We start from the raw sequence: 24,229 nt of genomic DNA on the forward strand, positions 1-24,229 counted from the left end.
GATTGATGATCTTGTGGCGGACATCGCCACCATCTTTCACTGGTCGCCATCCATCACTGACGTTATGCCGCTGACTGAGGTGCTGGCGTGGCGGCATAAGGCAATTCAGCGAAGCGGGGCCAGCGATGAGTGACAACAACCTGCGTCTGCAGGTGATTCTTAATGCGGTTGACAAGCTCACCCGCCCATTTCGATCCGCGCAGGCCAGCTCAAAAGAGCTGGCTGCAGCCATTCAGCAAAGCCGCGCCCGTTTAAAAGAATTAGATGCTCAGGCGGGCCGTATTGACGGTTTCCGCAAGGCCAGCGCGCAGCTGGCAGTCACCGGTAACAGCCTGAAAGCCGCACGCGAAGAAGCTGCGAAACTTGCCACGCAATTCTCTGCTACCAATCGCCCGACGGCGGCGCAGGCACGGCTGCTTGAGCAGGCAAAAAACCGCGTTACGGAGTTACAGAGCAAATATAACGGTCTACGTCAGTCGGTGCAGCGCCAGCGTCTTGCGCTCAATGAAGCCGGACTGGACACGAAAAAACTCAGTAGTGTGCAGCGGGAACTGCGGCAGAATGCCGACGAAACCCGGCAGGCCCTGGACCGGCAGCAGAAATCCCTTAAACGCCTGGGCGAACAGCAGGCGCGAATGAACGCCGTCCGCGATCAGTATTCACGCCGTCTTGAGGTGCGGGATCGCATCGCCGGGGCAGGGGCTACCACTACGGCTGCGGGGGTGGCAATGGGCGCACCTGTTGTGGCGGCAGTTAAGAGTTACGCCAGCATGGAAGATGCCATGAAAGGCGTGGCAAAGCAGGTAAACGGGCTGCGGGACGATAATGGCAACCGCACAAAACAGTTTTATGACATGCAGGATGCCATCAAGGCCGCCAGCGAACAGCTGCCGATGGAGAACGGCGCTATAGACTATGCCGCGCTGGTTGAAGGTGGTGCTCGCATGGGGGTGACCAATCAGGACGATCCTTACGAAGAGCAGAAACGTGACCTGCTGGCTTTTGCATCCACGGCGGCAAAAGCGGCAACGGCCTTTGAGCTGCCCGCAGGTGAACTGGCAGAAGGACTGGGGAAAATCGCGCAGCTCTATAAAGTTCCGACGCGCAATATTGAACAACTGGGCGATGCGCTGAACTACCTGGACGATAACGCCATGTCAAAGGGTGGGGACATTATCAACGTCCTGCAGCGTATGGGGGGCGTGGCTGACCGCCTTGACTTCCGAAAGGCCGCGGCGCTGGGTTCAACATTCCTTTCTCTTGGGGCTGCCCCGGAAATCGCCGCCAGCGCCTCTAATGCCATGGTGCGTGAACTGTCCATTGCTACCATGCAAAGTAAACGATTTTTTGAAGGCATGAATCTGTTGCAACTCAATCCGGCGGAGATTGAAAAGCAGATGACCACCGATGCCATGGGCACAATTCAGCGGGTTCTGGAGAAGGTCAACAATCTGCCGCAGGATAAACGCCTGTCAGCCATGACAATGATTTTTGGCAAAGAGTTTGGCGATGATGCGGCAAAGCTGGCTAACAACCTGCCGGAGCTGCAGCGCCAGCTGAAACTCACATCAGGCAGTGGTGCTAATGGCTCCATGCAGAAAGAATCCGACATTAACAAGGATTCATTGTCTGCGCAGTGGTTGCTGGTTAAGACGGGCGCGCAAAACGCTTTCAGCAGCCTGGGGGAAACGCTGCGCCAGCCGCTGATGGATATTATGGGCATGGTTAAGCGCGTGACCGGGGCGTTGCGTCGCTGGGTTGAGCAGAATCCCGTGCTGGCTGGCACGCTGATGAAAGTGGCGGCAGCTACGGCAGCCATTACTGTTGGGTTGGGGGCGCTGGCAGTGGCGGTGGCTGCTGTGCTGGGACCGCTGGCGGTTATCCGGTTTGGCCTGTCCATGCTGTCAGTTAAAGCGTTACCTTCTGCAGCCGCCGCTGCCACACGTACAGGTAGCGTGCTGCGTTTGTTGATCTCTGGTCCGCTGGCTTTGCTGCGCGTGGCATTATTTGCTGTTGGTAGCCTGCTGGGTGCGCTGCTCAGTCCTGTAGGGCTGGTTGTGGCTGCACTGGCAGGCGTGGCGCTGGTTATCTGGAAATACTGGCAGCCCATCAGTGCATTTCTGGGGGGCGTGGTGGAAGGGTTCAGAGCCGCTGCTGCGCCCATCAGCGCCGCTTTTGAGCCGCTCAGACCCGTGTTTCAGTGGATTGGTGACAGGGTGCAGGCCTTGTGGGGCTGGTTCAATGATTTACTTACCCCGGTTAAATCCACTGCCGAAGAACTGAACAGCGCAGCTGCAATGGGGCGTCGGTTTGGTGAGGCGCTGGCGGAAGGTCTGAATATGGTGATGCACCCACTTGAGTCACTTAAATCCGGTGTGTCATGGCTGCTGGAAAAGCTCGGTATTGTTAGTAAGGAGGCGGCAAAGGCGAAACTACCTGCGCAGGTTACGCAGCAGCAGTCCGCCACAGTGAACAGTGACGGCAAAGTGGTGCTTCCGCCAGGCGGGTTCCCGGCTTACGCGGGGATGTACGACACGGGCGGGATCATTCCACGCGGGCAGTTTGGCATTGTCGGAGAAAATGGTCCTGAAATTGTGAACGGACCGGCAAATGTTACCAGCAGGCGGCGTACTGCTGCGCTGGCCTCTGTCGTTGCTGGCGTGATGGGGGTAGCTGCGACACCTGCAGAAGCGGCTCCGCTTCATCCGTTCAGTTTGCCTGCGAGGGCATACCAGCCCCCGCTTGCTAAGGCAGATAGCCCGCCGCCGGTTATTCGTTATGAGATAAATGCGCCCATTCATATTGTCGCTCAGCCTGGGCAGAACGCGCAGGATATTGCCCGTGAAGTGGCACGCCAGCTTGACGAACGGGAGCGCCGGGCCAGGGCAAAAGCGCGCAGCAATTTCAGCGATCAGGGGGGGTATGAATCATGATGATGGTACTGGGTTTATATGTATTTATGCTGCGCACTGTCCCTTATCAGGAACTGCAGTATCAGCGCAGCTGGCGACACGCCGCCAACAGCCGGGTGAACCGCCGTCCGTCAACGCAGTTTCTTGGCCCGGATAACGACTCACTGACACTATCCGGGGTTCTGCTGCCGGAAGTGACCGGCGGCAGACTGTCATTACTGGCGCTTGAACAAATGGCTGAACTGGGCAAGGCATGGCCTTTGATTGAAGGCAGTGGAACCATTTACGGCATGTTTGTTATTGAGAGTCTGAGCCAGACAAAGACGGAGTTTTTTGCCAGCGGAATGCCCAGGCGCATTGAGTTTACGATCACCCTCAAACGGGTTGATGAGTCGCTCTCTGACATGTTCGGGAGCCTGAGTGACCAGCTCAGCAACCTGCAGGACTCTGCAGCTTCTGCTATTGGGGAGATTAAAAACACGGTTGGAGGATTGCTGCAGTGAACGTTAATTCTGATCTCCTGAATCTGAACAGCAAAAGCCCGGCTTTCAGTATCGTCATTGAAGGTAAGGACGTGACGACCGTGCTGGATACCCGCCTGATGAGTCTGACACTGACGGATAACCGGGGCTTTGAAGCGGACCAGCTTGATCTGGAGCTGGACGACGCCGACGGGCTGATCGCCCTGCCGCGACGTGGGGCTGTGATTCAGCTGGCGCTGGGCTGGAAAGGCCAGCCGCTTTTCCCTAAAGGGGCTTTTACCGTAGATGAAATTGAACACAGCGGTGCCCCTGACCGGCTGACCATCAGGGCGCGTAGCGCAGATTTCCGTGAAACCCTCAATACACGGCGCGAAAAATCATGGCATCAGACAACGGTGGGGGATGTGGTCAAGGACATCGCCGCCCGGCATAACCTCAAAGTGGCGCTGGGTAAAGACCTGACGGATAAGGCGCTGGATCATATGGACCAGACCAATGAAAGTGATGCAAGTTTTCTGATGAAACTGGCGAGACAGTATGGGGCGATTGCTTCCGTTAAGGATGGAAACCTGCTGTTTATCCGCCAGGGGCAGGGAAGAACGGCGAGCGGTAAGCCGTTGCCGGTTATCACTATTGAGCGTAAAGCCGGTGACGGTCATCGTTTTACCCTGGCTGATCGTGGCGCCTATACCGGCGTTATCGCCAGCTGGCTGCATACCCGTGAACCCAGGAAAAAAGAGACAACCAAAGTTAAGCGTCGCCGAAAGAAAACCACCAAACCTAAAGAGCCGGAAGCAAAACAGGGGGATTATCTGGTGGGAACGGATGAAAATGTGCTGGTTCTTAATCGTACCTACGCTAACCGCAGCAATGCAGAGCGCGCAGCAAAAATGCAGTGGGAACGTCTGCAGCGCGGGGTAGCTTCATTTTCCCTGCAGCTCGCTGAAGGGCGGGCCGATCTCTATACCGAAATGCCGGTGAAGGTGACGGGGTTTAAGCAGCCCATAGACGATGCCGAATGGACCATTACCACCTTGATGCATTCGGTCAGCCCAGATAATGGATTTACGACCAGCATGGAGCTTGAAGTAAAGATTGATGATCTTGAAATTGAATAATTAGTTCTCAATATTGAATGATGATGTATCATTATTGCGATTACGGCAAAAGTGGTGGGATAACAGCAATGATGAACTGTCCAGAGTGCGGTCATTCAGCACATACCAGAAGCAGCTTTCAGGTATCAGCTACGACAAAAGAACGTTACAACCAGTGCCAAAATATAAATTGTGGCTGTACGTTCGTTACTCATGAAACGTTTGTACGGCACATTATAAAACCGAATCTAATTTCTTCTGCGCCACCACATCCGGGAAAAGGTGGTCAAGGCCACATGAGTTTCTGAACAGAACCCGCTTTAATGGCGGGTTTTTTGTTGCCGCCAGTCCGACACGCTGTCGCCATTTTGCCGCCACTACCAAAGAAAAAGGGGCTACGTTTTCACGTAACCCCTTGTTTTATTTGGTGGAGCTGGCGGGAGTTGAACCCGCGTCCGAAATTCCTACATCCTCGGTACTACATGCTTAGTCAGTCTTTACATTCGCCTGGCACCTGCGGACGGACACGCCACTACCAGACTAGCCTGATTCGTTTTAACGCTTCAACCCCAGGCAGGGCATCCGCGCGATCTCTTTTGGGTTTGACCTCTCTTGATCCCCGTCCTAAGAGCGGAGGCTAGGGAGAGAGGGCTCTAAGCAGGTTATTAAGCTGCTAAAGCGTAGGTTTCGTCGTTTGCGACTATTTTTTTGCGGCTTTTTACGAGGCCAACCGCCCCTCGGCATGCACCTTGGGTTTCGCAAATCCCGTCGAATCCAGAATCAGCCCCAATGTGTAAGGTAAGTATAACAGACTTGTGACACGCGTGACCAGCCCCCGTATCTTCTTATCTTCAACGATTTACCGCTCGCGCAGCGCTTCTTTCGCGCGATTAAACGGTTTGATTAAATAGTCGACAATGGTTTTTTCACCGGTTTTGATATCCACCGTGGCGATCATGCCTGGAACAATCGAAAAACGGCGTCCTGATTTATTTTGTAGATAGTCCTGGTGGGTGCGGATAAACACGCGATAGTAGAAAATTTCCGGTTTCACTTTATCCTGAATGGTGTCCGGTGAAATGGTCTCCACCACGCCGTCAAGCCCGCCGTAAATGGCGTAATCGTAAGCAGTAATTTTAACCAATGCGCGTTGGCCGGGATGAATAAAGGCGATATCACGCGGCGAAAGGCGGGTTTCAATCAGCAGACGATCGTCTACCGGCACTATCTCCATCATCTCGCCGTTAGGCGGGATCACGCCGCCAATCGTCGTGACCTGGATATTTTTAACAATGCCGCGTACCGGCGAACGCACGGTGAGGCGGGTGACGGAATCCTCGCGTCCTTTTAAAATGGCGGAGAGCATATCGACCTCAGCGTTCGCTTTTGATAACGCTTCGCGTGCCTGCACATAATATTGTGAGCGCAGATCGGTAATTTTTAAGCCTAAATCGCTTTTTTGTCGTTGCAGGCGCAGCACTTCAACATGACTGGCCGCGCCGCTTTTCTCCAGCCGCTGGGTAATGGTCAGCTCTTTATTAACCGACGCCAGCGCATCCCGTAGCTCGGCTTCGGTATCGGCCAGTTGCGCGCGGCGGCTTTTATAGAGACGCGTCTCTGCGGCAATCAGGTCCGGCCAGCCGTTCAGCTCAGCGGGGAAGGCGAGAGGTAAGTCGTTGACTTCCGCGGTTAACCGTGCGCTGGAGGCGAGTGAAGCGCGATATTTTGCCGCACTTTCACCCACATTGGACGCCAGACGCGTCGGATCAAGCCGGGCGACAATCTGGTTAGCCTGAACTCTGTCGCCTTCCCGCACCGTCAACTGCGCCAGAATGCCGCCATCCAGCGACTGCAGAACCTGTTCGCGTGAACTGGGGATCACTTTCCCGTTGCCGGTGGAAACCTCATCCAGTCGGCCAAACCACGCCCAGATGCCGAAAATGAGAAATAACAGTGAGCAGATCAGAACAATACGACCCGCGCCGGAAAACGCCCGTTCACGCTGAATATCGGGATCGTCCATCGCGGCATCATGCTGATTGATTTTCATTTTTCCACTCCCGACGGTGACTTTGCATCCGATCCGCGTTAAGCGCCTGCGCTTTTGGCGCATCCATCACCAGTTGTCCTTCTTTCAGGACAACGACACGCTCAACCAGCTCCAGTATTGGTACCCGGTGCGTCGCGACGACCAGGGTTCGATTGCCAAGCCACTGATGTAACCGCTGAATAAACTCTCGTTCCGTATGCTCGTCCAGCGAGGCGCTGGGTTCGTCAAGTAGCACAATATTGGGGGAGCGCAGCAGCATTCTCGCCAGCAACAGGGACTGACGCTGCCCGCCGGACAGGCCGTTACCACCCTCCATAATGGGATGATCCAACCCTTTTGCCAGCCGCCTGACGAAGACGGCGCCGCCGCTGACTTCGAGCGCGTCAAAAATCTGTTCATCGTTGGCGTGCGGCGCGCCGAGCGTCAGGTTCTCTCGTAGGGTGCCGAAGAAAAGCCGCGCGTTCTGGCTAAGAAAGCCGATGTTGCGGCGTAAATCCGCCATATCGATGTGCGACAAGCTGAGATTATCAAGCCGGGCATCTCCCTGAATCATCTCCAGGCCACCCGCCATCGCCTGTAAAAGTGTGGATTTACCCGCGCCGTTACGCCCCAGTATCGCAATCCGCTCGCCTGGCATGATCTCCAGACGCACGAGGCGCAACGGTATGCGTTGATCGTCGTTATGGTAACGAAACTGAGCGTTTTCAAAGAGGTAATGCCCGTGGAGGATGTCGCGGTGTATCAGGCTATCGTCATGCTGTGTCTCGGTGGGCAGTTGCATAATGTTGTCGAGACCCATCTTCGCCGCTTTCACCTGCTGCCAGCGCGCCAGCACGCCGCACAGGTTAGCCATTGGCGCGATCATCCGCGAGCCGAGCATCGACGCGGCGACCACAGCGCCGGTAGTCATACTGCCTTCAATGACCATCGGCGCGCCGAACATAATCACTGCGGCATACACCAGACTTTGTACCGACATCCCCCAACTGATAAGCCCTTGCGTGAGTTTGCGGGTGCGTAGACCCGACTCGCCGGTAATACGGATATAGCTATTCCACTGCTGAAGAAAGCGGTTCTCCGCCTGCATCAGTTTAATATCCTCCAGCCCCTGAACGCTTTCGACTAAGACTGCATTGCGTAGCGTCGCTTCGTGGGCGGCCTGGTTGGCGAGGACAGCCAGTTTTTTTTGCAGTGCGACGCCCGGCAGGATCATCAGCAGAGCCGCCACGGGCGCTATCCATGCCAGCGGTGGGGCAATAATCGCCAGGACTATCATAAACAGGAAAAAGAAAGGCAGATCGACAATGGTCGCCAGCGTTGAAGAGGTAATCATCTCGCGGATCTGCTCCAGTTCGCGTAACTGCGAGATAAAACTGCCGGTGGAACGGGGGATAGCGCTGTTGCGCAGCCTTAACGCATGACCGAATACCCGATCGGAAATGCGCATATCGGCGCGTTTACCGAGCACGTCCATAATGTGCGTACGCGCTTCACGCAGCAGAAAACCGAACAGCACCGCTACCAGCACGCCGAAGGAGAGCACGTACAGGGTAGGATATGACTGAGCGGGGATCACCCGATCGTAAACCTGCATAGAGAACACAATCCCGGCCAGCGACAGCACGTTAATCAGAAAGGCGGCGACCATTACCGGTAAATAAGGGCGAATATCCTGCAGAACCAGCTCGCGCATCCAGTCGGGTTTAAAGCGGGAGATATAGCGGTCGACGCGGCTATCCTTGAGCGCCGATAGCGGGCGTAGCGCGGCAACATAGAGGATCTCCGGCAATAACTCGCTGAGCGTCAGGCGGTTACGCTGACTCTCTTCTTCAATCACAAAAACATCTACCGCATCTTCGTCATTAACATGTTCGATGACCAATAACTGCCCGTCCCGGAGCTCGACAACCAACGGCAATCGCCACTGACTAAATGCCGTTTTGTCTATGTCCGGCGCATGAAAGGATAAACCCGCCTGCCGCGCGAGCTGCGTTAAGGCGGTCGTTCTGCTTTTACCCCTAAACCACGGGGCGTTGGCCTGAATTGAACCGGGAGAACAGGCAACGCGATAATGACCGGCGACATGGCTGATGGCCTGCGCCCATTGGCTTAGCGCGCGCTCACTGAGTACCTTTTCTACATCGGGGGCGGCGCGGGTCATGGCTGGATCTCCACGGATTGAATGCTGCGATGATTTAACGCGAACGCCTGACGAAGCGCGCCGGTGTTATACAGACAGTTCAGTTGCAACTGATGCAACTGGCTTTCCGTTTGCAGTTCGGCAAAACGCGCCTGGTAAACTTCCTGCTCCGCATTAAGTACGTCGAGCAGCGGTCGGGAACCGAGGTCAAGGTATTGCTGCTGATACAGTTCGCGCGTACGTTCGCTAAGCTGCTGTTGCCGACGAAGGATTTGTAACGCGCTGGCAAGACTCATTGCCTGGCTGCGCGCCTCCATCAGTTTCTGGCGGACATCAAGCCGGGTGCGCTGAATGGTCGACTGAGCCGCGTCTACCGCATGGCTGGCGGCGTTGCGTCGGGCAGTCAGCCCTCCGCCCTGATAAAGCGGCATCTCAACTTTTACCCAAGTGGAATACTGGGTTTTATCCAGCACTTCATGACTGGGATATTTATCATTAAGATAATGTTGTACAGAAGGTTCGAGCGAAATCGTCGGCGTCATTTGCGCGCTGGCATAGTCCAGATTCGCCCGCGCAACGTTGGCCTGCGCCCAGGCGGCCAGTACCGCGGGCACCAGTCGATCGTCGGGAGTCGCCGTCTCACAGCTGCGAGCAAGTTTCGCCGGGAAGTCATTATTGATGCCGTTAAGCGAATTCCAGCCCAGCCAGCTCATCAGTGAGGCTTTCGCACTATCGAGATTGGCCTGATACTGCGCCAGTTGCGAGCGGGCGGATTCGATTCTGGCTTCGGTTTGCACCACGTCAGATAGCGACGTAGCGCCTTCATCGCTGCGCTGCCGGATAAGTTTACCGATGCCGTCCAGCGCGACGAGCTGTTCTTCCGCCGCTTCTACCATTTGCTGCCAGCTCTGCGTTTGTACAATGGCGTTGGCGGTTTCGTGCGCGACGGTATCAATACTGAGCAACACATTGGCCTGTTGCTGCGCTGCGCCTGCGGTTTCGGCGCGAACCTGGCTTGCCACTTTGCCGAAGTCATAAAGCATTTGCGATACCGACAGCACCAGCGAGGGGCTATACCCGTGATCGGTGTAGGTATTGCTGTACCCATTGTTCACGCCAGCGCTGACTTGCGGATAATATTTCGATTTGGCGACCTCTATTTGTTCATTCTGTGCGAGCAGTTTGCCGATGGCTTCGCGAATAGAAGGATGCCAGTTAACGGCGCGATTGACCGCGTCATTGAGCGTCAGGTTGCCCGGCGCGGCGGCGCTGAGCGGCAACTCAGCGGCGGAGCCATCCAGCGAAGGAAGCATCTGGTCCGTTGCTAATCCTTCGGATGTAATCATTGGCGGCGCTTCTGCGCCCCGGGGCTGGTGATGAAACAAAGCAAATGCCAGTACGATGGCGACAGGCGCGACTCTTCCCATAGTTTATCCCTTTTAAATATCACCGCTTGTTGCCCCGAACGTCGTGGCGTTCGGGGCTTTTTTATCAACCGCCGGTTATCAGGTGGTTGTTCTGCAACAGATCATTTAGCGTGAGCTGCACATTCTCCAGAGTGACAAGGTCGGTTGATTTAAACGCGCTGCCGGCGCCGTCGCGATCGACGGATATCACCGTATTGGCGCCGCTGGTATGAACCTGAACAAAGTTACCCAGCGTCGCCGCCTGGTGATCCCATCCCGTCAGCAGTTCGTGGATATCGATCTTGTCGCCCTGCGCGGTAGAGAAGTTTTGCCAGCGATCGACGCCGTTGCCGCCGGTCGCGTCCGCGCCGTTTAACAGGTGGTAAATCAGCGTATCGCCATAGGCGGAGCCGATGAGAACATCGTTTTGGTTGGTACTGACGATTTGCGGCGCCATATCAATGGTCAATGTGGCGCTATCCGTATGACCCATCTTGTCATCCAGTTGATAGGTAAAGACCTCTTTACTGGTGATGGACGACATCGCGACGCCATTATTCAGGGTGTAGGTGTAGGCGCCATCAAGGTTAATTTGCAATGTGCCGTAATGTCCCTGAATCGTGGCGCTGGTGGTATTCGCCGCGGCGTCCAGCGTGGCGGCGCTGCCGTTATACCCGCTAATGCTCAGGCGGGTATTCACCGTATTAAGCTGATCCATCGCCCCCGCCGCGTCGCTGCCGTCAAAAATATTGCCGAGAACGGTATGCGTTCCGGACGTTTCAAAATTATCCAGATCGACGGTGGTGCCGATGACGCGTGGCGTGATCGTCGCCGCCCCGGTCAGGGTATTGGTGCCGGTAAAGTTAAGCGTGTACGTTCCGGCATCCAGCTCCAGGCCGCTCAGGTTGACGGTCACCGTCGCGCTGCCCAGCGTGATATTCGCCACCGGAACGGTTCCGTTGCGTATGACGGTCCCGTTCTCCTGAATGGCCCAGCTAATATTCAGATTACCCAGCGTAATGAGCGTGGAGACATCAAAGACCAGTGACGCGCCTTTAAGTATGGTGCCCGTTGCAACGTCAAAGGTGCCGCTCCCGCTGCCCGATTTGCCGAGTAGCCCCCAACTGGCGCTGCCGACGCTGGAGTCCAGCCAGGCAGCGGTATCCTGAAGCGTGGCGACGCTAAGGGTATCGCTGACATCATTAATCGCATCCAGCGCCCTGGCGGTTGGCGTGATATTGAGCGAGGCCGTATCGGTATCGCCGTTTGGCGCTTTGACCGTATAGATAAAGCTGTCCGGCGTTTTAATGCTGTCGGCGCCGACGCCGTTCTTCAGCGTGTAGGTATAGTTGCCTCTTGCGTCAATGGTGAGCGTGCCATACAGCCCGTTTACCTCCGTCGTGCCGGTCGCCGCAATCGCCACGCCGTTTACTTCAGTGAGGAGGGCGTCCGTAGGGGCGACATCATTGGTCAGTACGTTGCCGGTGGTGTTGGCGGTGATACTGTCAACGGCATAGGTGTGGTCCTGGGAAATCGCCAACGTATAGCCTGTGAGGACGCTAATGCCGCTGGCGGTATTCAGCACGAACAAGTATTCGCCGCCAGGCAACGTCAGGGTCAGCGGCTGGGACTGTCCGGCTAACAGCAGGGTGTTAATCCAGCCCTTTTCCACCCGGAACTGCTCATATTGCTGAATGGCATCGTTGAAGCGATAAACGTACAGATCGAACGTGGAAACCAGTGAGACGCCGCCGACGGTTCCCTGTAACGTCATGGTTCGCGTAGCGCCTTCTTCAACGTTAAAGATGATCGGATTAGTCATATCATCAAGCAGATTCGCGTTCAGTACATTACCAAGTCCGACGCTTAATACCGTGACGCCGCTTTGTGTCGAGGGACCGTTGTTGACGTAGCTAACGTGAGTATCAAAGACCAGAGAGGCGTTATTGTCTGTCGCTATCACACTGCCCGGTACAGGCGCGGGACCCAAATTAATAACCAGTTGCGCGGCGCTGCTACCGACGCCATTCTGGGTGATGGTGTAGGTGAAGCTCTCTTTATGTCCGTATCCCGCCGTGGGCTTAGTCAGCGTGTAGGTGTAACTGCCATCCTGATTAATGTGCAGCGTGCCGTATTGTCCCTGGATATCCACGCCACCCGCGCCGACCGGCGTACTGACGCCGTTGGCGTTGGTGATGGCGGTGACCGTGGTGCCCGTCGGCGCGGTATCATCAGTCATGACGTTGCCGGTACTGATGGTTGGCCCGCTAATAATACCTGCGCTGGTCTGGTGTACATCGACATCCAGGCTGGTATATGACCCGGTGGCGAGCAGACTGGTGTTATAAGTGAGTACCCGGTACTGGCCTTCGCCCAGGCCGCTCAGGTTCAGGGTAACGCCGCTCCCGGTCAGGGTAAGCAAATTCGCGAAGTCGCCAACGGCGGTGTTGACGATCGTCGTCCAGGCGCCGAGGCTGGTGTCGTAGCGCTGTACCACAATCTCCTGAGTACTGAGCAGCGAAAGCACGATTCCCGTTGCGGCGGCATCGATGGTGACGTCGCCCGTACCACCTTCAGCAATGGTGAACTCAACCTGAGCGGTATCGTTACCCAAAACCGAGGCGACATCGCCAAGCGCGCCAACCAGCAGCAGGCCGTAATCCGAATAGTTTTGCGTGCTGGTGACGGCGGTCGAGGTCAGATCAAGACTGGTGATGTTATCCCTTGCCGCCAGCGGCAGAACCGGCGCGGTAATGCCTAACGCGCCGGAGGCATTACCCGCAGCGTCAGTAGCCGTCACGTTAATGAGCTGACCTTCAATTTGTTTTGTCGGCAAGGTGAGAGACCATGCGCCGTTGCTGCCGGCGGTGGTGGTGAGCGTCACACCGCCCGCCAGCGTGACGGTTACGGTGCTGTTTGCCTCTGCCTGCCCGGAAAGTGAACCGCCATCGGCGCTGAGCGTACCTGACGGCGTACCGGGCGCCAGCGTATCGACAATCACCGTCGCGGCGGTGGATACACTGCCTGTTCCGTTGGCGTTAGTCGCGGTGGCGGTGAAGGCGTGGCTGCCTTCGGTCAAATTGCCTGTCGGGGTAAAGCTCCAGTTTCCGCTGGCGTTCGCCGTGGTGGTGCCGAGCAGCGCCCCGTTGTTATAAATGCTCACCGTGGCGCCCGCCTGAGCGGTACCATTCAATGTGGGTTGGGCGTCATTAGTGACCTGACCGTTGGCGATAGCGCCGGTATAAATACCCACATCATCCACTACGTTGGTGATGATCGGCGCTTCCGGCACGCGCGTATCGGGCGCGGTAAATCCGGCGGCAATGCCAGTGTTGCCTGCTTTATCCTGGGCAAATGCCAGTAGCGGCTGACCATTGGTCTGCGCGGGCGTGAGTGTGGCGGTGAAGCTGCCTGTACCGTCGGCGGTGGCGGTTCCCAGTACCACACCAGTATCAGAGGTAATCGTCACTGTACTGCCTGCTTCCGCGGTGCCCGTCACCCGATTACCGGTAGCATTGATGACCAGGTTGCCGGGCGCGCCGGGCGCAATGGTATCCACGATAATCGTTATCGATGGCGAAGCGGCGCTAACGTTACCAGCCGCATCGGCGGCGCTAACGCTATAGGCGTGACTTCCCTGGCCGAGCGCGGCGGTTGGCGTCCAGCTCCAGTTGCCGCTGGCATTGGCGTTCACGGTCGCGACCAGCGCGCCATTATCGAAGATGCTTACCGCGCTGTTGGCTTCCGCGGTACCGTTGAGCGTCGGCTGTGTGTCGTTGGTCGATTGTCCATTGCCAATGGCGCCGGTGTTGTTCGGGACATCATCAACGATGCTGGTTATAAGCGGAACTGTTGGCGCAAGGGTATCGACCACGATAGTAAAACCGCTGGTGGCCGGGCTAACGTTGCCTGCCGGGTCGGTGGCGGTCACTGTTAATATGCGCGTGCCGTCGTTTAACCCTGTCGTCGGCGTGAAGCTCCACGCGCCGCCCGCGTTAGCCGAGGTGACGCCAAGCAGAGTGTTGCCATCATAGATACTGACCACGCTGCCCGCTTCGGCAGTGCCGTTCAGCGTGGGGCGGTTATCATTGGTTATCTGACCATTAGCGAGATTTCCTGTGACCCCGCCCGCGACGTCATCCACCACGGACGTCAGGATTGGCGTTTGCGGCGCGGTGGTATCGACCGTCAGGGTGAAAGCTGTACTGTTCGGGCTGCTGTTTCCTGCGGCATCGGTGGCGACGGCGGTGATGACGTGCGTTCCGCTTGCCAGCGTTGAGGTGGCGACGCTCCACGCGCCGTCAGGCTGAACCGTTGTCGTGCCAATGACCGTACCATTTTCATAGAGCGTAATCGTGGCGCCGGCTTCTGCGGTGCCGCTGAAGGTTGGCGTAGGATCGTTGGTATTTTGGCCGTTCGCGATCGTGCCGAGGCCTGGCGCCTGATCGTCACTGACTGATGTGATTACCGGCGTCAGCGGCGGCGTGGTATCGACGACGAAATTAACGCTGTCCGAAACGGGACTGGCGTTGCCTGCGGCATCAACGGCAATGACGGTAATTACATGGTTGCCCGTCGCCAGAGAGGCATCGGGCGTGTAGCGCCAGCTACTGCTATTGTCGGCGGGAATTTCAGCCAGCAGCGTGCCGTTATCGTAGAGACGAATAGTTGTGTTGGCTTCACGGGTGCCGCTAATGACAGGGCGCGCCTCGTCTGTGATCTGTCCTGAACTCAGATTGCCGGTAATGGGGCCCGTACCGTCGTAGACCGTATCAATAACAGGCGCGGCGGGAGCCGTGGTATCAATAGTAAACGAGCGTATTTCGGACGCGGCGCTGGTGTTGCCTGCCGCATCGGTTGCTGTCGCCGTCAGGTTCCAGATGCCCGCGCCCAGCGAGGTAGACGGTGTAAAGCTCCAGCTACCGTTGGCCTGAACTTGCGCCGTGCCGACCAGCGCGCTGCCATTATAAATCGAGATGGTTGCACCCGCCTCACCGGTACCCGAGAGTGTTGGTCGGGTTTCGTTCGTCGAGCCGCCGTTGGGGACGATGCCCGTTACTGGCGCCGTATTATCTGCCACGCTGGCGATAACCGGCGCGGCGGGCGGTGTGGCGTCAATCGTCAGCACAAATCCGCTGGACACCGCGCTGCTATTACCCGCCGGATCGGTGGCGCTAAGGGTGAACGTGTGGCTACCGTTTGCAAGCGGCGTCTGCGGCGTGAAACTCCACGTGCCGTCGCTATTCACCGTCGTGGTACCGATGGACGCGGGATTACCGTCAAGATAGACATTAATCGTCGCGCCTGCCTCTCCGCGCCCGTTCAGGGTGGGCGTCGCATCGTTCGTTAGCTGCCCGCTAACCAGGTTGCCGGTAATACCGGGCTGGTCATCCACAACGGAGGTGAGAACCGGGATCGCCGGAGGCGTAATATCGACCACGATCGTCCACGGCGCGGAGACCGCGCTGGTATTGCCCGCCGGATCGGTAGCGCTAACCGTCAGATTATGGCTTCCCTCTGACAAATTGCGGGGCACCGGGAAGGTCCAGCTACCGTTTTCGCCTACCTGAGCCGTGCCAAGCGGCGTACCGTTATCAAAAATGGTGATTGTCGCGCCAGGTTCGCCAGTTCCGTTCATTATTGGCTGCCGATCGTCGGTGGATTGCCCCGGTAACACCGGAACGGTCGGTTGATTGTTATCGTCAATCACGGACGTGATAACCGGCACATCTGGCGCCTGCGCGTCAATGTTCAGCGTAAAGCCGTCCGAAGGCTGGCCGCTATTGCCGGCGGGATCGGTCGCTACGGCGGTAAAGATGTGCGCGTTGCTCTCCAGCGGCGCGTTCGGGGTGAAGCGCCAGTTGCCGCTTTGATCTACCGTGGCGGAACCGATTTCTACGCCGTTATCCAGAATGCGGATGGTGGCGCCTGCTTCTCCCGTTCCGTTGAGCGTCGGGCGTGAATCATTGGTGAGCGCGCCGTTATCCAGCGTACCGGTCATGCCGGGGACATCATCCGTTGCGCTGGTAATAACCGGTTGCGCCGGCGCGCTAAGATCGACAGTGATCCCGACCGGTGCGGACAGGCCGCCCGGGCCATTCGCATTGGTTGCCTGGACGGTGAAGTAATGTGTGCTTTCGCTTAATGGCGTCGCGATCTCAAAGATCCAGTTCCCTCTGGCGTCAACGGTGGCAAAGCCTGCCGAATCGCCATCAATGAAAACTTCAACGGTAGAGCCGATATCCGTGGTGCCGCGCAGCGTCGGCATGGTGTCGTCCGTGGCGCCGCCCGCCGCAATATTCCCCTGTACGCTCCCGACATCATCTTCAATCGCCGTGATGGCCGGGACGGCGGGCAGACCGCTGTCGGAAGCGGGAAAATTCGTAGCCGGGCCGTTATTCCCCGCGCGATCGATAGCAATTGCCGTCAGCGTACCGCCATCGGTTTGCGCCGGACTGAGCGTAACGACGAATTCACCGGTGCCATTAGCGACAGCGCTGCCGACCAGGGTGCCATCGGCATGGTGAATTTCAACGGTAGCGTAAGGATCGGCAAGTCCGGCGACGCGCGTGCCATCGTCGTCCACCGTCTGGACTGTTGGCGCGGGCGGGGCGGTGATATCCACGGTAATGATGATCGGTTGGGTTTGCGCCGTGGTATTTCCAGCGTCGTCAGTCGCGCTGAAGGTTAGCGCATGGCTGACTTCTGACAATTCTGGCGTATTGAATGTCCAGACCCCGTCGGTAACGAGCGCCGTCCCGATTGCCACGCCATTGTCGTAAATCGTGACGGTGCTGCCGTTTTCGCCGCTGCCGTTAATAGTCAGCGTCCGATCGTTAGTAAAGGCGCCATCGGTTAATGGCCCGGTCACTGGTGCAACATCGTCAAGGATCTCATTGACGACGGGCGGCTGCAACGGAACGGTGTCGACGGTGAAGGTAAAGCTGTTCGATACGCCGCTGCTGTTTCCGGCTGCATCGGCGGCAATGGCGGTCAGGGTGTAGACGCCATCCGGCAACGCGCTGGTCACCGCTAGCGTCCAGGTGCCGGTCTCATCGACGGTGACTACGCCTAAAACGCTGCTGCCGTTATAGAGCGTAATAATGCTGCCGATGTCGCCAGTGCCGTGAATGACTGGTGTATTGTCGTCAGTGGTTGCGCCGCTGACAATAGTATCCTGGACTTCGCCGACGTTATCTTCGGCAAAAGTGATAACCGGATTGGCGGGCGCAGAGGTGTCTAGCGTAAAAGTGACTGAGGCGGAAGGTGGACTGATATTGCCCGCTATATCGGTTTCCGTGACGGTAATGGTATAGGTTTCTGGCGTCAGTGCCGCAGGCGTAAAGTTCCAGCTACCGTTATCGCCTACCGTTGTGCGACCAATTTCACTGTCATTATTGTAGAGAATTATCGTGCTGCCGATCTCTCCCGTGCCGCTGAAGGTCGGCGTGGTATCGTTCGTTGCGCCATTATTGCCGATGTTGCCAATAACCGGCGCGACGTTATCGCTGATTAGCGGCGCGTCAGGCTGCGCTGGAGGCTGGGTATCAAGGGTAACGGAGAAAACGCCGGAGGTCGGGCTACTATTGCCTGCGGCATCCGTGGCGGTGGCCGTCAGGATGTTTAACCCTTCGCTCAGATTACGGGTTAGCGGATAGGTCCAGCTACCCTGTGGATTGACCTGGACGGTAGCCAGTTCTACGCCGTTATTGTACAGGGTGATGATGGTGCCGGGTTCGCCGGTGCCGCTGAGGGTCGGCATACGCTGATTGGTAATACTGCCGTTTGCCAGTAGCACCTCGCCTTCTCCGCCGGTGATGGCGGCTGACACGATCTGCGGCGCATCCGGCGCCTGGGTATCGATGCGTAGGGTAAAGCTGATGGATTCGGGACTTTCGTTCCCCGCCGGATCGTTGGCGCGAGCGGTCAGAAGGTGGTCGCCGTCGCCCAGCGCGGCAGGCGGCGTAAACTGCCAGCGCCCGTCCGTGCCGACCAGCGCCTGACCTATGGCATTGCCGTTATCGTAAAGGATGATTGTATCGCCTGCGGTGCCGCTACCGCTCAACCGGGGCTGGGATTCCTGGGTAATCTGATTGGTATCAATCGTATTTCCGTCGCCGTCAGCTACGCCGATAACGCCGGGAGCGGCAGGGGCCTGGGTATCAATGGTAATCGTAAAATCGGTCGAAAAAGGCGTGGTGTTGCCGTTACTGTCGCTGGCCGTCACGGTAAAGGTGTAGGTGTCGTCCGCCAGTGGCGAGGCCGTGGTGTAGGCGTAGCTCCAGACGCCGGAATTACCGACGATAATATCCGCTATCCGGGCGCCATTCTGATACAGGTGTACTGTGGAACCCGGTTCACCTGTACCGTTAATCGTTGGCGTGCTGTCGTTAGTGAGCCCCAGATGCGCGACGCTACCGAGAATACCCGGCGCATCATCTGTAATGAAGGTGATTACCGGTTGCTGCGGCGATTGCGTATCGACCACCAGGTCGAATGACGCGGCCGGACTTGCATTGCCTTTAGCGTCGGTTGCGATTACGGTCAGTCGATGCGCGCCTTCACCTAAATTTTGCGACGGCGTAAACGTCCAGCCGCCGTTGGGCTGTAGCGTGGCGAGTCCCAGCGAAACGCCGTTATCAAAGACTTCGACACGCGCGCCAGCCTCCGCCGTACCGCTAAGGGTGGGACGGTTGTCGTTGGTGGTTTGTCCGTTCACCAGCGGCCCGGTGAAGCTTTCAACATCGTCCAACACCTGAGTGATAATGGGCTTATCCGGGGCGGTGATATCGGGCGCTTGCGCTGTGGTTGGCGGGCTGACGTTGTTGGCGCTGTCGGTGGCGGTGACGGTAACCTGTTCGCCGTTGGTCTGTGCGGGGACGAGGGGAAGGGTAAAATGACCTTCGCCATCTGCTTTGCCGCTGCCAAGCGGCTTGCCGTCCGGCGTGGCGATCGTGATGGCGCTACCCGGTTCGGCGGTGCCGCTGATACTGGTGCCATCCTCACTAATTACCACGTTTTTCGGCATTTCCGGCGCGGTACTGTCCGGCGCGATAACCGTCGCGGCGGCGCTTTCGTTTTTCGCGACATCGGTGGCGGTAGCGATAAGCGCCTGGCCGTTAGTCTGCGCCGTATTCAGCGGAACGATAAATTGTCCGTTGCCATTAGCGACGGCGCTGCCAAGTACGGTGTTGCTACTGTCGCGGATAGTGACCGTTGCCCCGGCTTCCGCCTGACCGCTTACGGACAGACCGTCGGTCGCCACGGTAAGACCGTCCGGTGCCGCAGGCGCAGTTTTATCCGGCGCGTTCAGCGTTTCTACCGGACCGCTATTCGCGGCTTTATCGGTAACGCTAATGCTTAATGTTTCGCCGTTAATTTTCGCCGGGCTAATACCTATTGAGAAGGTACCGTCGTCGCCTGCCGTTCCACTACCGAGCGTATTTCCCAGGCTATCTTTGATAACCACAGTGCTGCCAGCTTCCGTAGTGCCGGTGAGTCTGTCGCCGACGTCGCTAACCGCCAGGCCTTCCAGCACCGGCGGCTGCGTGTCGATATCAATGGTAAAGGAGACGGACTGCCCGCTGGTGCCGCGATCGTTGGTCGCGGTAGCGGTAAAGACATGGTCGCCATCGGCAAGCGCCAGCGAGGGGGTAAAGCTCCATTTGCCGTCAGCGTCAGCGACAATGGGCGGAAAGGTCGGTACAGGAAAGCCATTATCGTTAATCGATATCGTACTGCCTGGTTCAGCAGTACCGCTGAGGGTTGGGCGGTTATCATCTGTGGCATCGCCATTTTTCAGCAGCCCGGTAACGACGCCAGCGTCATCCGTCACGGTAAGGATAGTCGGCTGGGCAGGATACTGTGAGTCAGAAGCGGTAAACTCCGTGGCGGGGCCGATGTTACCGACGGCGTCCTGAATACGCGCTTCCAGACGCTCGCCGTGGGTCTGAGCCGGATTCAGCGTGATGCTGAAGTGGTTATTTTCTCCGGTAATCGTGGAGCCCAGGTAATTTCCCGCCGGGTCATAGATCGACACAGTACTGCCAGCTTCAGCGGTGCCGCTAACGGTTGTGCCGTCTTTCGCAACATTATCAATGATAGCGGCGTCAGGCGGTGTGGTGTCCACAATGATAGTAGGCGTTGTCGTCACGCGGCTCGTGTTTCCGGCTTTGTCGCTTTGTTCGACGGTAAAGGTATGTTCGCCATCGCTTAACGGCGTAGTCGGCGTAAAGGTCCAGCGTCCATTTTCGTCTACGGTAGCGCTGCCGATAACGGTTGAACCTTCTTTAATCGTGATGGTATTGCCTGCCTCTCCCTGCCCGGAAAATAGCGGTTTTGCCTCGTCAGTCCGGTCATTATTCTGTAGCGGCCCGGTGAGCAAACCGGTGTTATCGGCAATCAGTTCAACGCGTGGGGCATCGGGGCTGAGTGTGTCGATAGTCAGCGTAAAGCGGGCTGATTCGCTACTTTCGCCTTTAACGTTAGTCGCAATGGCGGTGAAATGATTTTCCCCATCCGCTAGCGCGCTGGTAATGGCAAAATGCCAGTTTCCGCTGGCATCAACCGTTGTGGAGCCTATTTCCTGACCATTGGCGTAAATATGGATGACTGTGCCTGCGCTGCCGGTGCCCTCCAGAGTGGGGGTATTGTCGTTCGTAAACTGATTATTGCTCAGCGTGCCGGTGAGGGGAGCGGCATCATCGATAGCGGCGGTGATAGCTGGTGTATCGGGGAGAGGAATGTTGGGCGCATCAATGGTTGCGGATGGGCCGGTATTGCCGGCATTGTCAGTCGCGGTCACGGTAAGTTGTTCGCCGCTAAGCTGTGGCGCTGTCAGATCAATACTAAATTTACCGTCGCTATCCGCTTTGCCCTCGCCAACGACGTTGCCTGAAGGATCTTTGATGGTAATGGTACTGCCCGCTTCGGCCTCGCCGCTCACCGTTTTTCCGTCCGCTGAAATCAACAAGTTGCCGGGAGCGAGAGGCGGGGTAGTATCTACAGGATTACTGCTACCTGGAGTATTGCCGTTAGGGTTACTGCCGCCGGGATTGCTGTTATCAGGGGGATTACCGTCAGGATTGGTGTTATCGGGGGGCGGATTATCGCCATCCGAATGATGGTGGGAATCGCCGCCGCCGGAAGACGCGATAGCGGCAATGCCGCCAGCCGCCACCGCACCAGCCAGTACCCACGGCCAAACGGCGCCGCCTGCTTCATGGGAAGCGCCAGAAGTGACCAGCAGCTCATTAATATCAGCGATTTGTTCAAAATGTAGCCCGGCTTGCGGATTTTCTACCCACCATAACGTGCCATCGTTTTCCGCCAGTACTAACTGGCTTGCGCCCAGATCGTTGGTAACGTAAAAGTTTTTAATCGTGATCGTTTCGCCGGAATGGAGCCTCACCACCAGATCCTGATTAATGCGCGTAAGTTGACTAATTTCCTCCCGGGCCACTGATAATTTAACAATTGACGGGGCGTTAAGAGTGACCGCTGAGGATTCCACAGTGGTGGAGACGCCAGTCAATTTCGAAACCACGGCGAGTAGACGCATAAATCAGCTCCTGATGGATTTGCTCTGTGTATTAATTAACGGGCACAACGTTCAGGGCAAAATGCGTAGACGAGCCTTCCCGTTCATCGTGAGAGATGAATTTCCGTAGCCATATTCTTTTTTATGAGCGTAGGTGGAGGTCTGGTTTTCTCGCCGAATAACCCTTTGTTTTTTGTGCCTGACTAGTGCTTTCGTATTAGATGATATAGTCAGAAAAAAATCTTTCTGCAAATTAAGATCTATTGATAAAGGTGTTAGTGCGTCTGAAATATAACGGAGTTTGTGTTAAGGAGATGTAGGGTGGGCTAACAATACATGATAATTTTTTATTTATCTTTATGTTTTATAATGAATTTTAATTTTTTCTTCTTTTTCTCTTTTAACATAAAAACAATACTTTTTGTGAAGGTATTCAGCAATATTAAATTTTATAAAAATCATTTGAAGTATTGTGTTATTAGACTATAAAAATTTTTAAACAAAGAATATATTCTTGTTGTGGTATTTATTGCTATTGATAAGCGTCAGACACAGAGAATATATTTTCGAGGCATGCATGAGATATGAACATTGACCAGCTTCATACTGAGAAGCTGGTCACAAAAAATGTCTATTATCGGCCTGCATTTTTCATAATGCGTGCTTTATCCAGTTGCCACTCACGTTCTTTAAGATCGGAACGTTTATCATGTTGTTTTTTACCTTTCGCCACGCCGATCTTCACTTTGCACCAGGCATTTTTCCAGTACAGAGAAAGCGCGACGACAGTATAACCTTCACGATTAATACGGCCATACAGCGAATCAAGCTCACGCTGATTTAACAACAGTTTGCGGGTTCGGGTTGGGTCGCATACAACATGTGTCGAGGCGACCGCCATCGGCGTAAAGTTTGCGCCAAACAGCCAGGCCTCGCCATCTTTGAGGATAACGTAACTGTCGCCGATATTGGCTTTTCCTGCGCGCAGAGATTTTACTTCCCAGCCTTGCAGGGCGAGACCAGCCTCGAACTCTTCTTCGATAAAGTATTCGTGCCGGGCGCGCTTATTCAGCGCGATGGTGGCTGAGCCCGGTTTATGTGCTTTTTTCTTCGTCATAAGTGTCGTGAATTCATAGGTAATCTGATATCGAAAACACCCCATTACGTCCTGATGAGGTGCAAAAATCTATCTTAGCATGAGTTGGGCTATGCACGCACAATTAAGGCATGACGGTTGGGGACAGCATTTTTTTTACTCGCTGATAAGTGGTATTATTTACACGATTTATGTTGATGGGAATTGCTATGCCTCAGATTAGTCGGACTGCTTTAGTCCCCTACAGTGCGGAACAGATGTATCAGTTAGTGAATGACGTGCAATCGTATCCCCAGTTTTTGCCTGGGTGTGTTGGTAGTCGCGTCCTGGAGTCATCGTCAGCACAGATGACGGCGGCTGTTGACGTGTCGAAGGCGGGTATCAGCAAGACGTTTACGACGCGTAATCAGCTAACGCGTAACCAGAGCATTCTGATGCATCTGGTGGATGGCCCCTTTAAAAAGCTGATCGGCGGCTGGAAATTTACCCCGCTCAGCCCCGAGGCGTGCCGTATTGAGTTTCAGCTTGATTTTGAGTTTACCAATAAACTCATTGAGCTGGCGTTTGGTCGTATATTCAAAGAGTTAGCGTCCAACATGGTGCAGGCGTTTACGGTTCGCGCCAAAGAGGTTTACCGTGCCGGATAAACTTGTGGTTGAAGTGGCTTATGCGCTGCCGGAAAAGCAGTATTTGCAGCGCGTAACGCTGGAGGAGGGCGCGACGGTCGAAGAGGCGATTCGCGCTTCCGGCTTGCTGGAATTGCGCACGGATATCGATCTGGCGAAAAATAAAGTAGGTATCTACAGTCGTCCGGTAAAACTCACCGATACGGTGCAGGATGGCGATCGGGTTGAAATTTACCGTCCCTTAATCGCCGATCCAAAAGCATTACGCCGCCAGCGCGCCGAAAAATCGGCTGGTAGATAATTAGCCTCTTTTGCCGGATAACGGTGTGAAAGCCGTACCACACCTGAAGCACAGGCGTGCCTGTAAGCCAGATAAACGTAGCGCCATCAGGCAAATTCGTACCAAATGGCGGGGGAGAGGTTTGCAGGCCTGATGAACGTAACCTCATCAGGCGGTATCACAAAATTACTTCGTCAACGCCGGTTTGTTATCAATATTGGTTAACACGCCGCTGCTGTTAAAGGTGAGCGTCAGAGTCTGCTGCGTCACGTTCTCATGTCCTGGCTGCTGGCGGAAGACATAAAACCAGGTGTTCGTACCAAAAGGATCGGTCATCATCGGCGTGCCTAAAGCATACGCAACCTGTTGTTGCGTCATACCAACACGCACTTTGGCGACATCCGTAGGTGTAAGATAGTTCCCCTGATTGATGTCAGGTCGGTAAACCACTCGCTCCAGAGTGGAACAGCCTGCGGTCAACATCAGGAGTACTGCTGCGGCAGCAGTCAGCGTTTTACAGCGCATAGTGATTGGGTTCCTTTTCGGGCCTGAGCAGTACGTGGCTCATATTAATATGCCGATGATAATAGACCTTTCATCA

13 protein-coding genes and 1 other RNA gene are annotated in these 24,229 nt (G+C 55.9%); 7 read left to right on the plus strand and 7 right to left on the minus strand.

Features of this window, described 5'->3' with window-relative positions:
• Positions 1 to 13 precede the first annotated feature (13 nt).
• From ACLJTG_RS09350 to ACLJTG_RS09370, 5 genes are all read left to right on the plus strand, one after another.
• Positions 14 to 133 carry a GpE family phage tail protein gene (locus ACLJTG_RS09350; RefSeq protein ID WP_000763316.1) on the plus strand — a complete coding sequence of 40 codons (120 nt, stop codon included), beginning with the start codon at positions 14 to 16 and terminating at the stop codon, positions 131 to 133.
• Complete coding sequence (locus tag ACLJTG_RS09355) at positions 126 to 2,933, plus strand: phage tail tape measure protein (protein WP_369557191.1); 2,808 nt, start codon at positions 126 to 128, stop codon at positions 2,931 to 2,933. The genes ACLJTG_RS09350 and ACLJTG_RS09355 overlap by 8 nt, the downstream gene beginning before the upstream one ends.
• On the plus strand, positions 2,930 to 3,415 hold the full coding sequence (locus tag ACLJTG_RS09360; protein WP_060629054.1) for a phage tail protein: 486 nt from the start codon (positions 2,930 to 2,932) through the stop codon (positions 3,413 to 3,415). The genes ACLJTG_RS09355 and ACLJTG_RS09360 overlap by 4 nt, the downstream gene beginning before the upstream one ends.
• Entirely contained in the window at positions 3,412 to 4,512 is a 1,101-nt protein-coding gene (locus ACLJTG_RS09365) for a phage late control D family protein (protein WP_001102269.1), read from the plus strand. Before ACLJTG_RS09360 ends, ACLJTG_RS09365 begins: the two co-directional genes overlap by 4 nt.
• A gap of 68 nt (positions 4,513 to 4,580) precedes the next feature.
• On the plus strand, positions 4,581 to 4,799 hold the full coding sequence (locus tag ACLJTG_RS09370; RefSeq protein ID WP_000980500.1) for an ogr/Delta-like zinc finger family protein: 219 nt from the start codon (positions 4,581 to 4,583) through the stop codon (positions 4,797 to 4,799).
• A 117-nt stretch (positions 4,800 to 4,916) separates the two neighbouring features.
• Here ACLJTG_RS09370 and ssrA read toward each other — a convergent pair.
• The 6 genes from ssrA to smpB form a co-directional block, all read right to left on the minus strand.
• Positions 4,917 to 5,279: a transfer-messenger RNA gene (ssrA, locus tag ACLJTG_RS09375) on the minus strand.
• A gap of 71 nt (positions 5,280 to 5,350) precedes the next feature.
• Positions 5,351 to 6,514: an HlyD family type I secretion periplasmic adaptor subunit gene (locus tag ACLJTG_RS09380; RefSeq protein ID WP_072095627.1), complete on the minus strand. Its 1,164-nt coding sequence runs from the start codon at positions 6,512 to 6,514 to the stop codon at positions 5,351 to 5,353.
• A gap of 7 nt (positions 6,515 to 6,521) precedes the next feature.
• Positions 6,522 to 8,702 (minus strand): type I secretion system permease/ATPase, encoded by a 2,181-nt coding sequence (locus ACLJTG_RS09385; protein ID WP_021000665.1) that lies wholly within the window; start codon positions 8,700 to 8,702, stop codon positions 6,522 to 6,524.
• Positions 8,699 to 10,108: a TolC family outer membrane protein gene (locus tag ACLJTG_RS09390; RefSeq protein ID WP_000533856.1), complete on the minus strand. Its 1,410-nt coding sequence runs from the start codon at positions 10,106 to 10,108 to the stop codon at positions 8,699 to 8,701. Before ACLJTG_RS09390 ends, ACLJTG_RS09385 begins: the two co-directional genes overlap by 4 nt.
• 64 nt (positions 10,109 to 10,172) lie before the next feature.
• Positions 10,173 to 21,647 carry a biofilm-associated protein BapA gene (gene bapA / locus ACLJTG_RS09395; protein ID WP_369557193.1) on the minus strand — a complete coding sequence of 3,825 codons (11,475 nt, stop codon included), beginning with the start codon at positions 21,645 to 21,647 and terminating at the stop codon, positions 10,173 to 10,175.
• A gap of 613 nt (positions 21,648 to 22,260) precedes the next feature.
• Complete coding sequence (gene smpB / locus ACLJTG_RS09400) at positions 22,261 to 22,743, minus strand: SsrA-binding protein SmpB (RefSeq protein ID WP_001518569.1); 483 nt, start codon at positions 22,741 to 22,743, stop codon at positions 22,261 to 22,263.
• Positions 22,744 to 22,931: 188 nt separating this feature from the next.
• Between smpB and ACLJTG_RS09405 the strand changes: the two genes are divergently transcribed.
• Positions 22,932 to 23,369, plus strand: coding sequence for a type II toxin-antitoxin system RatA family toxin (locus ACLJTG_RS09405; protein WP_023221108.1), 438 nt, complete (start codon positions 22,932 to 22,934; stop codon positions 23,367 to 23,369).
• Positions 23,359 to 23,649: an RnfH family protein gene (locus ACLJTG_RS09410; protein WP_001112990.1), complete on the plus strand. Its 291-nt coding sequence runs from the start codon at positions 23,359 to 23,361 to the stop codon at positions 23,647 to 23,649. The genes ACLJTG_RS09405 and ACLJTG_RS09410 overlap by 11 nt, the downstream gene beginning before the upstream one ends.
• 165 nt (positions 23,650 to 23,814) lie before the next feature.
• On the opposite strand, the gene bamE is transcribed toward ACLJTG_RS09410, so the two are convergent.
• On the minus strand, positions 23,815 to 24,153 hold the full coding sequence (gene bamE, locus ACLJTG_RS09415; protein WP_001203445.1) for an outer membrane protein assembly factor BamE: 339 nt from the start codon (positions 24,151 to 24,153) through the stop codon (positions 23,815 to 23,817).
• Between the last annotated feature and the right edge of the window lie 76 nt (positions 24,154 to 24,229).

The organism is Salmonella sp. SAL00672 (assembly GCF_046552175.1).
Lineage (GTDB): Bacteria > Pseudomonadota > Gammaproteobacteria > Enterobacterales > Enterobacteriaceae > Salmonella > Salmonella enterica.

Excerpts from the sequence above, each read along its gene's own strand:
- smpB (WP_001518569.1), bottom strand. The coding sequence starts at position 22,743 with ATGACGAAGAAAAAAGCACATAAACCGGGCTCAGCCACCATCGCGCTG.
- ACLJTG_RS09355 (WP_369557191.1), top strand. The coding sequence starts at position 126 with ATGAGTGACAACAACCTGCGTCTGCAGGTGATTCTTAATGCGGTTGAC.
- ACLJTG_RS09360 (WP_060629054.1), top strand. The coding sequence starts at position 2,930 with ATGATGATGGTACTGGGTTTATATGTATTTATGCTGCGCACTGTCCCT.
- ACLJTG_RS09385 (WP_021000665.1), bottom strand. The coding sequence starts at position 8,702 with ATGACCCGCGCCGCCCCCGATGTAGAAAAGGTACTCAGTGAGCGCGCG.
- bamE (WP_001203445.1), bottom strand. The coding sequence starts at position 24,153 with ATGCGCTGTAAAACGCTGACTGCTGCCGCAGCAGTACTCCTGATGTTG.
- ACLJTG_RS09380 (WP_072095627.1), bottom strand. The coding sequence starts at position 6,514 with ATGGACGATCCCGATATTCAGCGTGAACGGGCGTTTTCCGGCGCGGGT.
- ACLJTG_RS09370 (WP_000980500.1), top strand. The coding sequence starts at position 4,581 with ATGATGAACTGTCCAGAGTGCGGTCATTCAGCACATACCAGAAGCAGC.
- ACLJTG_RS09405 (WP_023221108.1), top strand. The coding sequence starts at position 22,932 with ATGCCTCAGATTAGTCGGACTGCTTTAGTCCCCTACAGTGCGGAACAG.
- bapA (WP_369557193.1), bottom strand. The coding sequence starts at position 21,647 with ATGCGTCTACTCGCCGTGGTTTCGAAATTGACTGGCGTCTCCACCACT.
- ACLJTG_RS09390 (WP_000533856.1), bottom strand. The coding sequence starts at position 10,108 with ATGGGAAGAGTCGCGCCTGTCGCCATCGTACTGGCATTTGCTTTGTTT.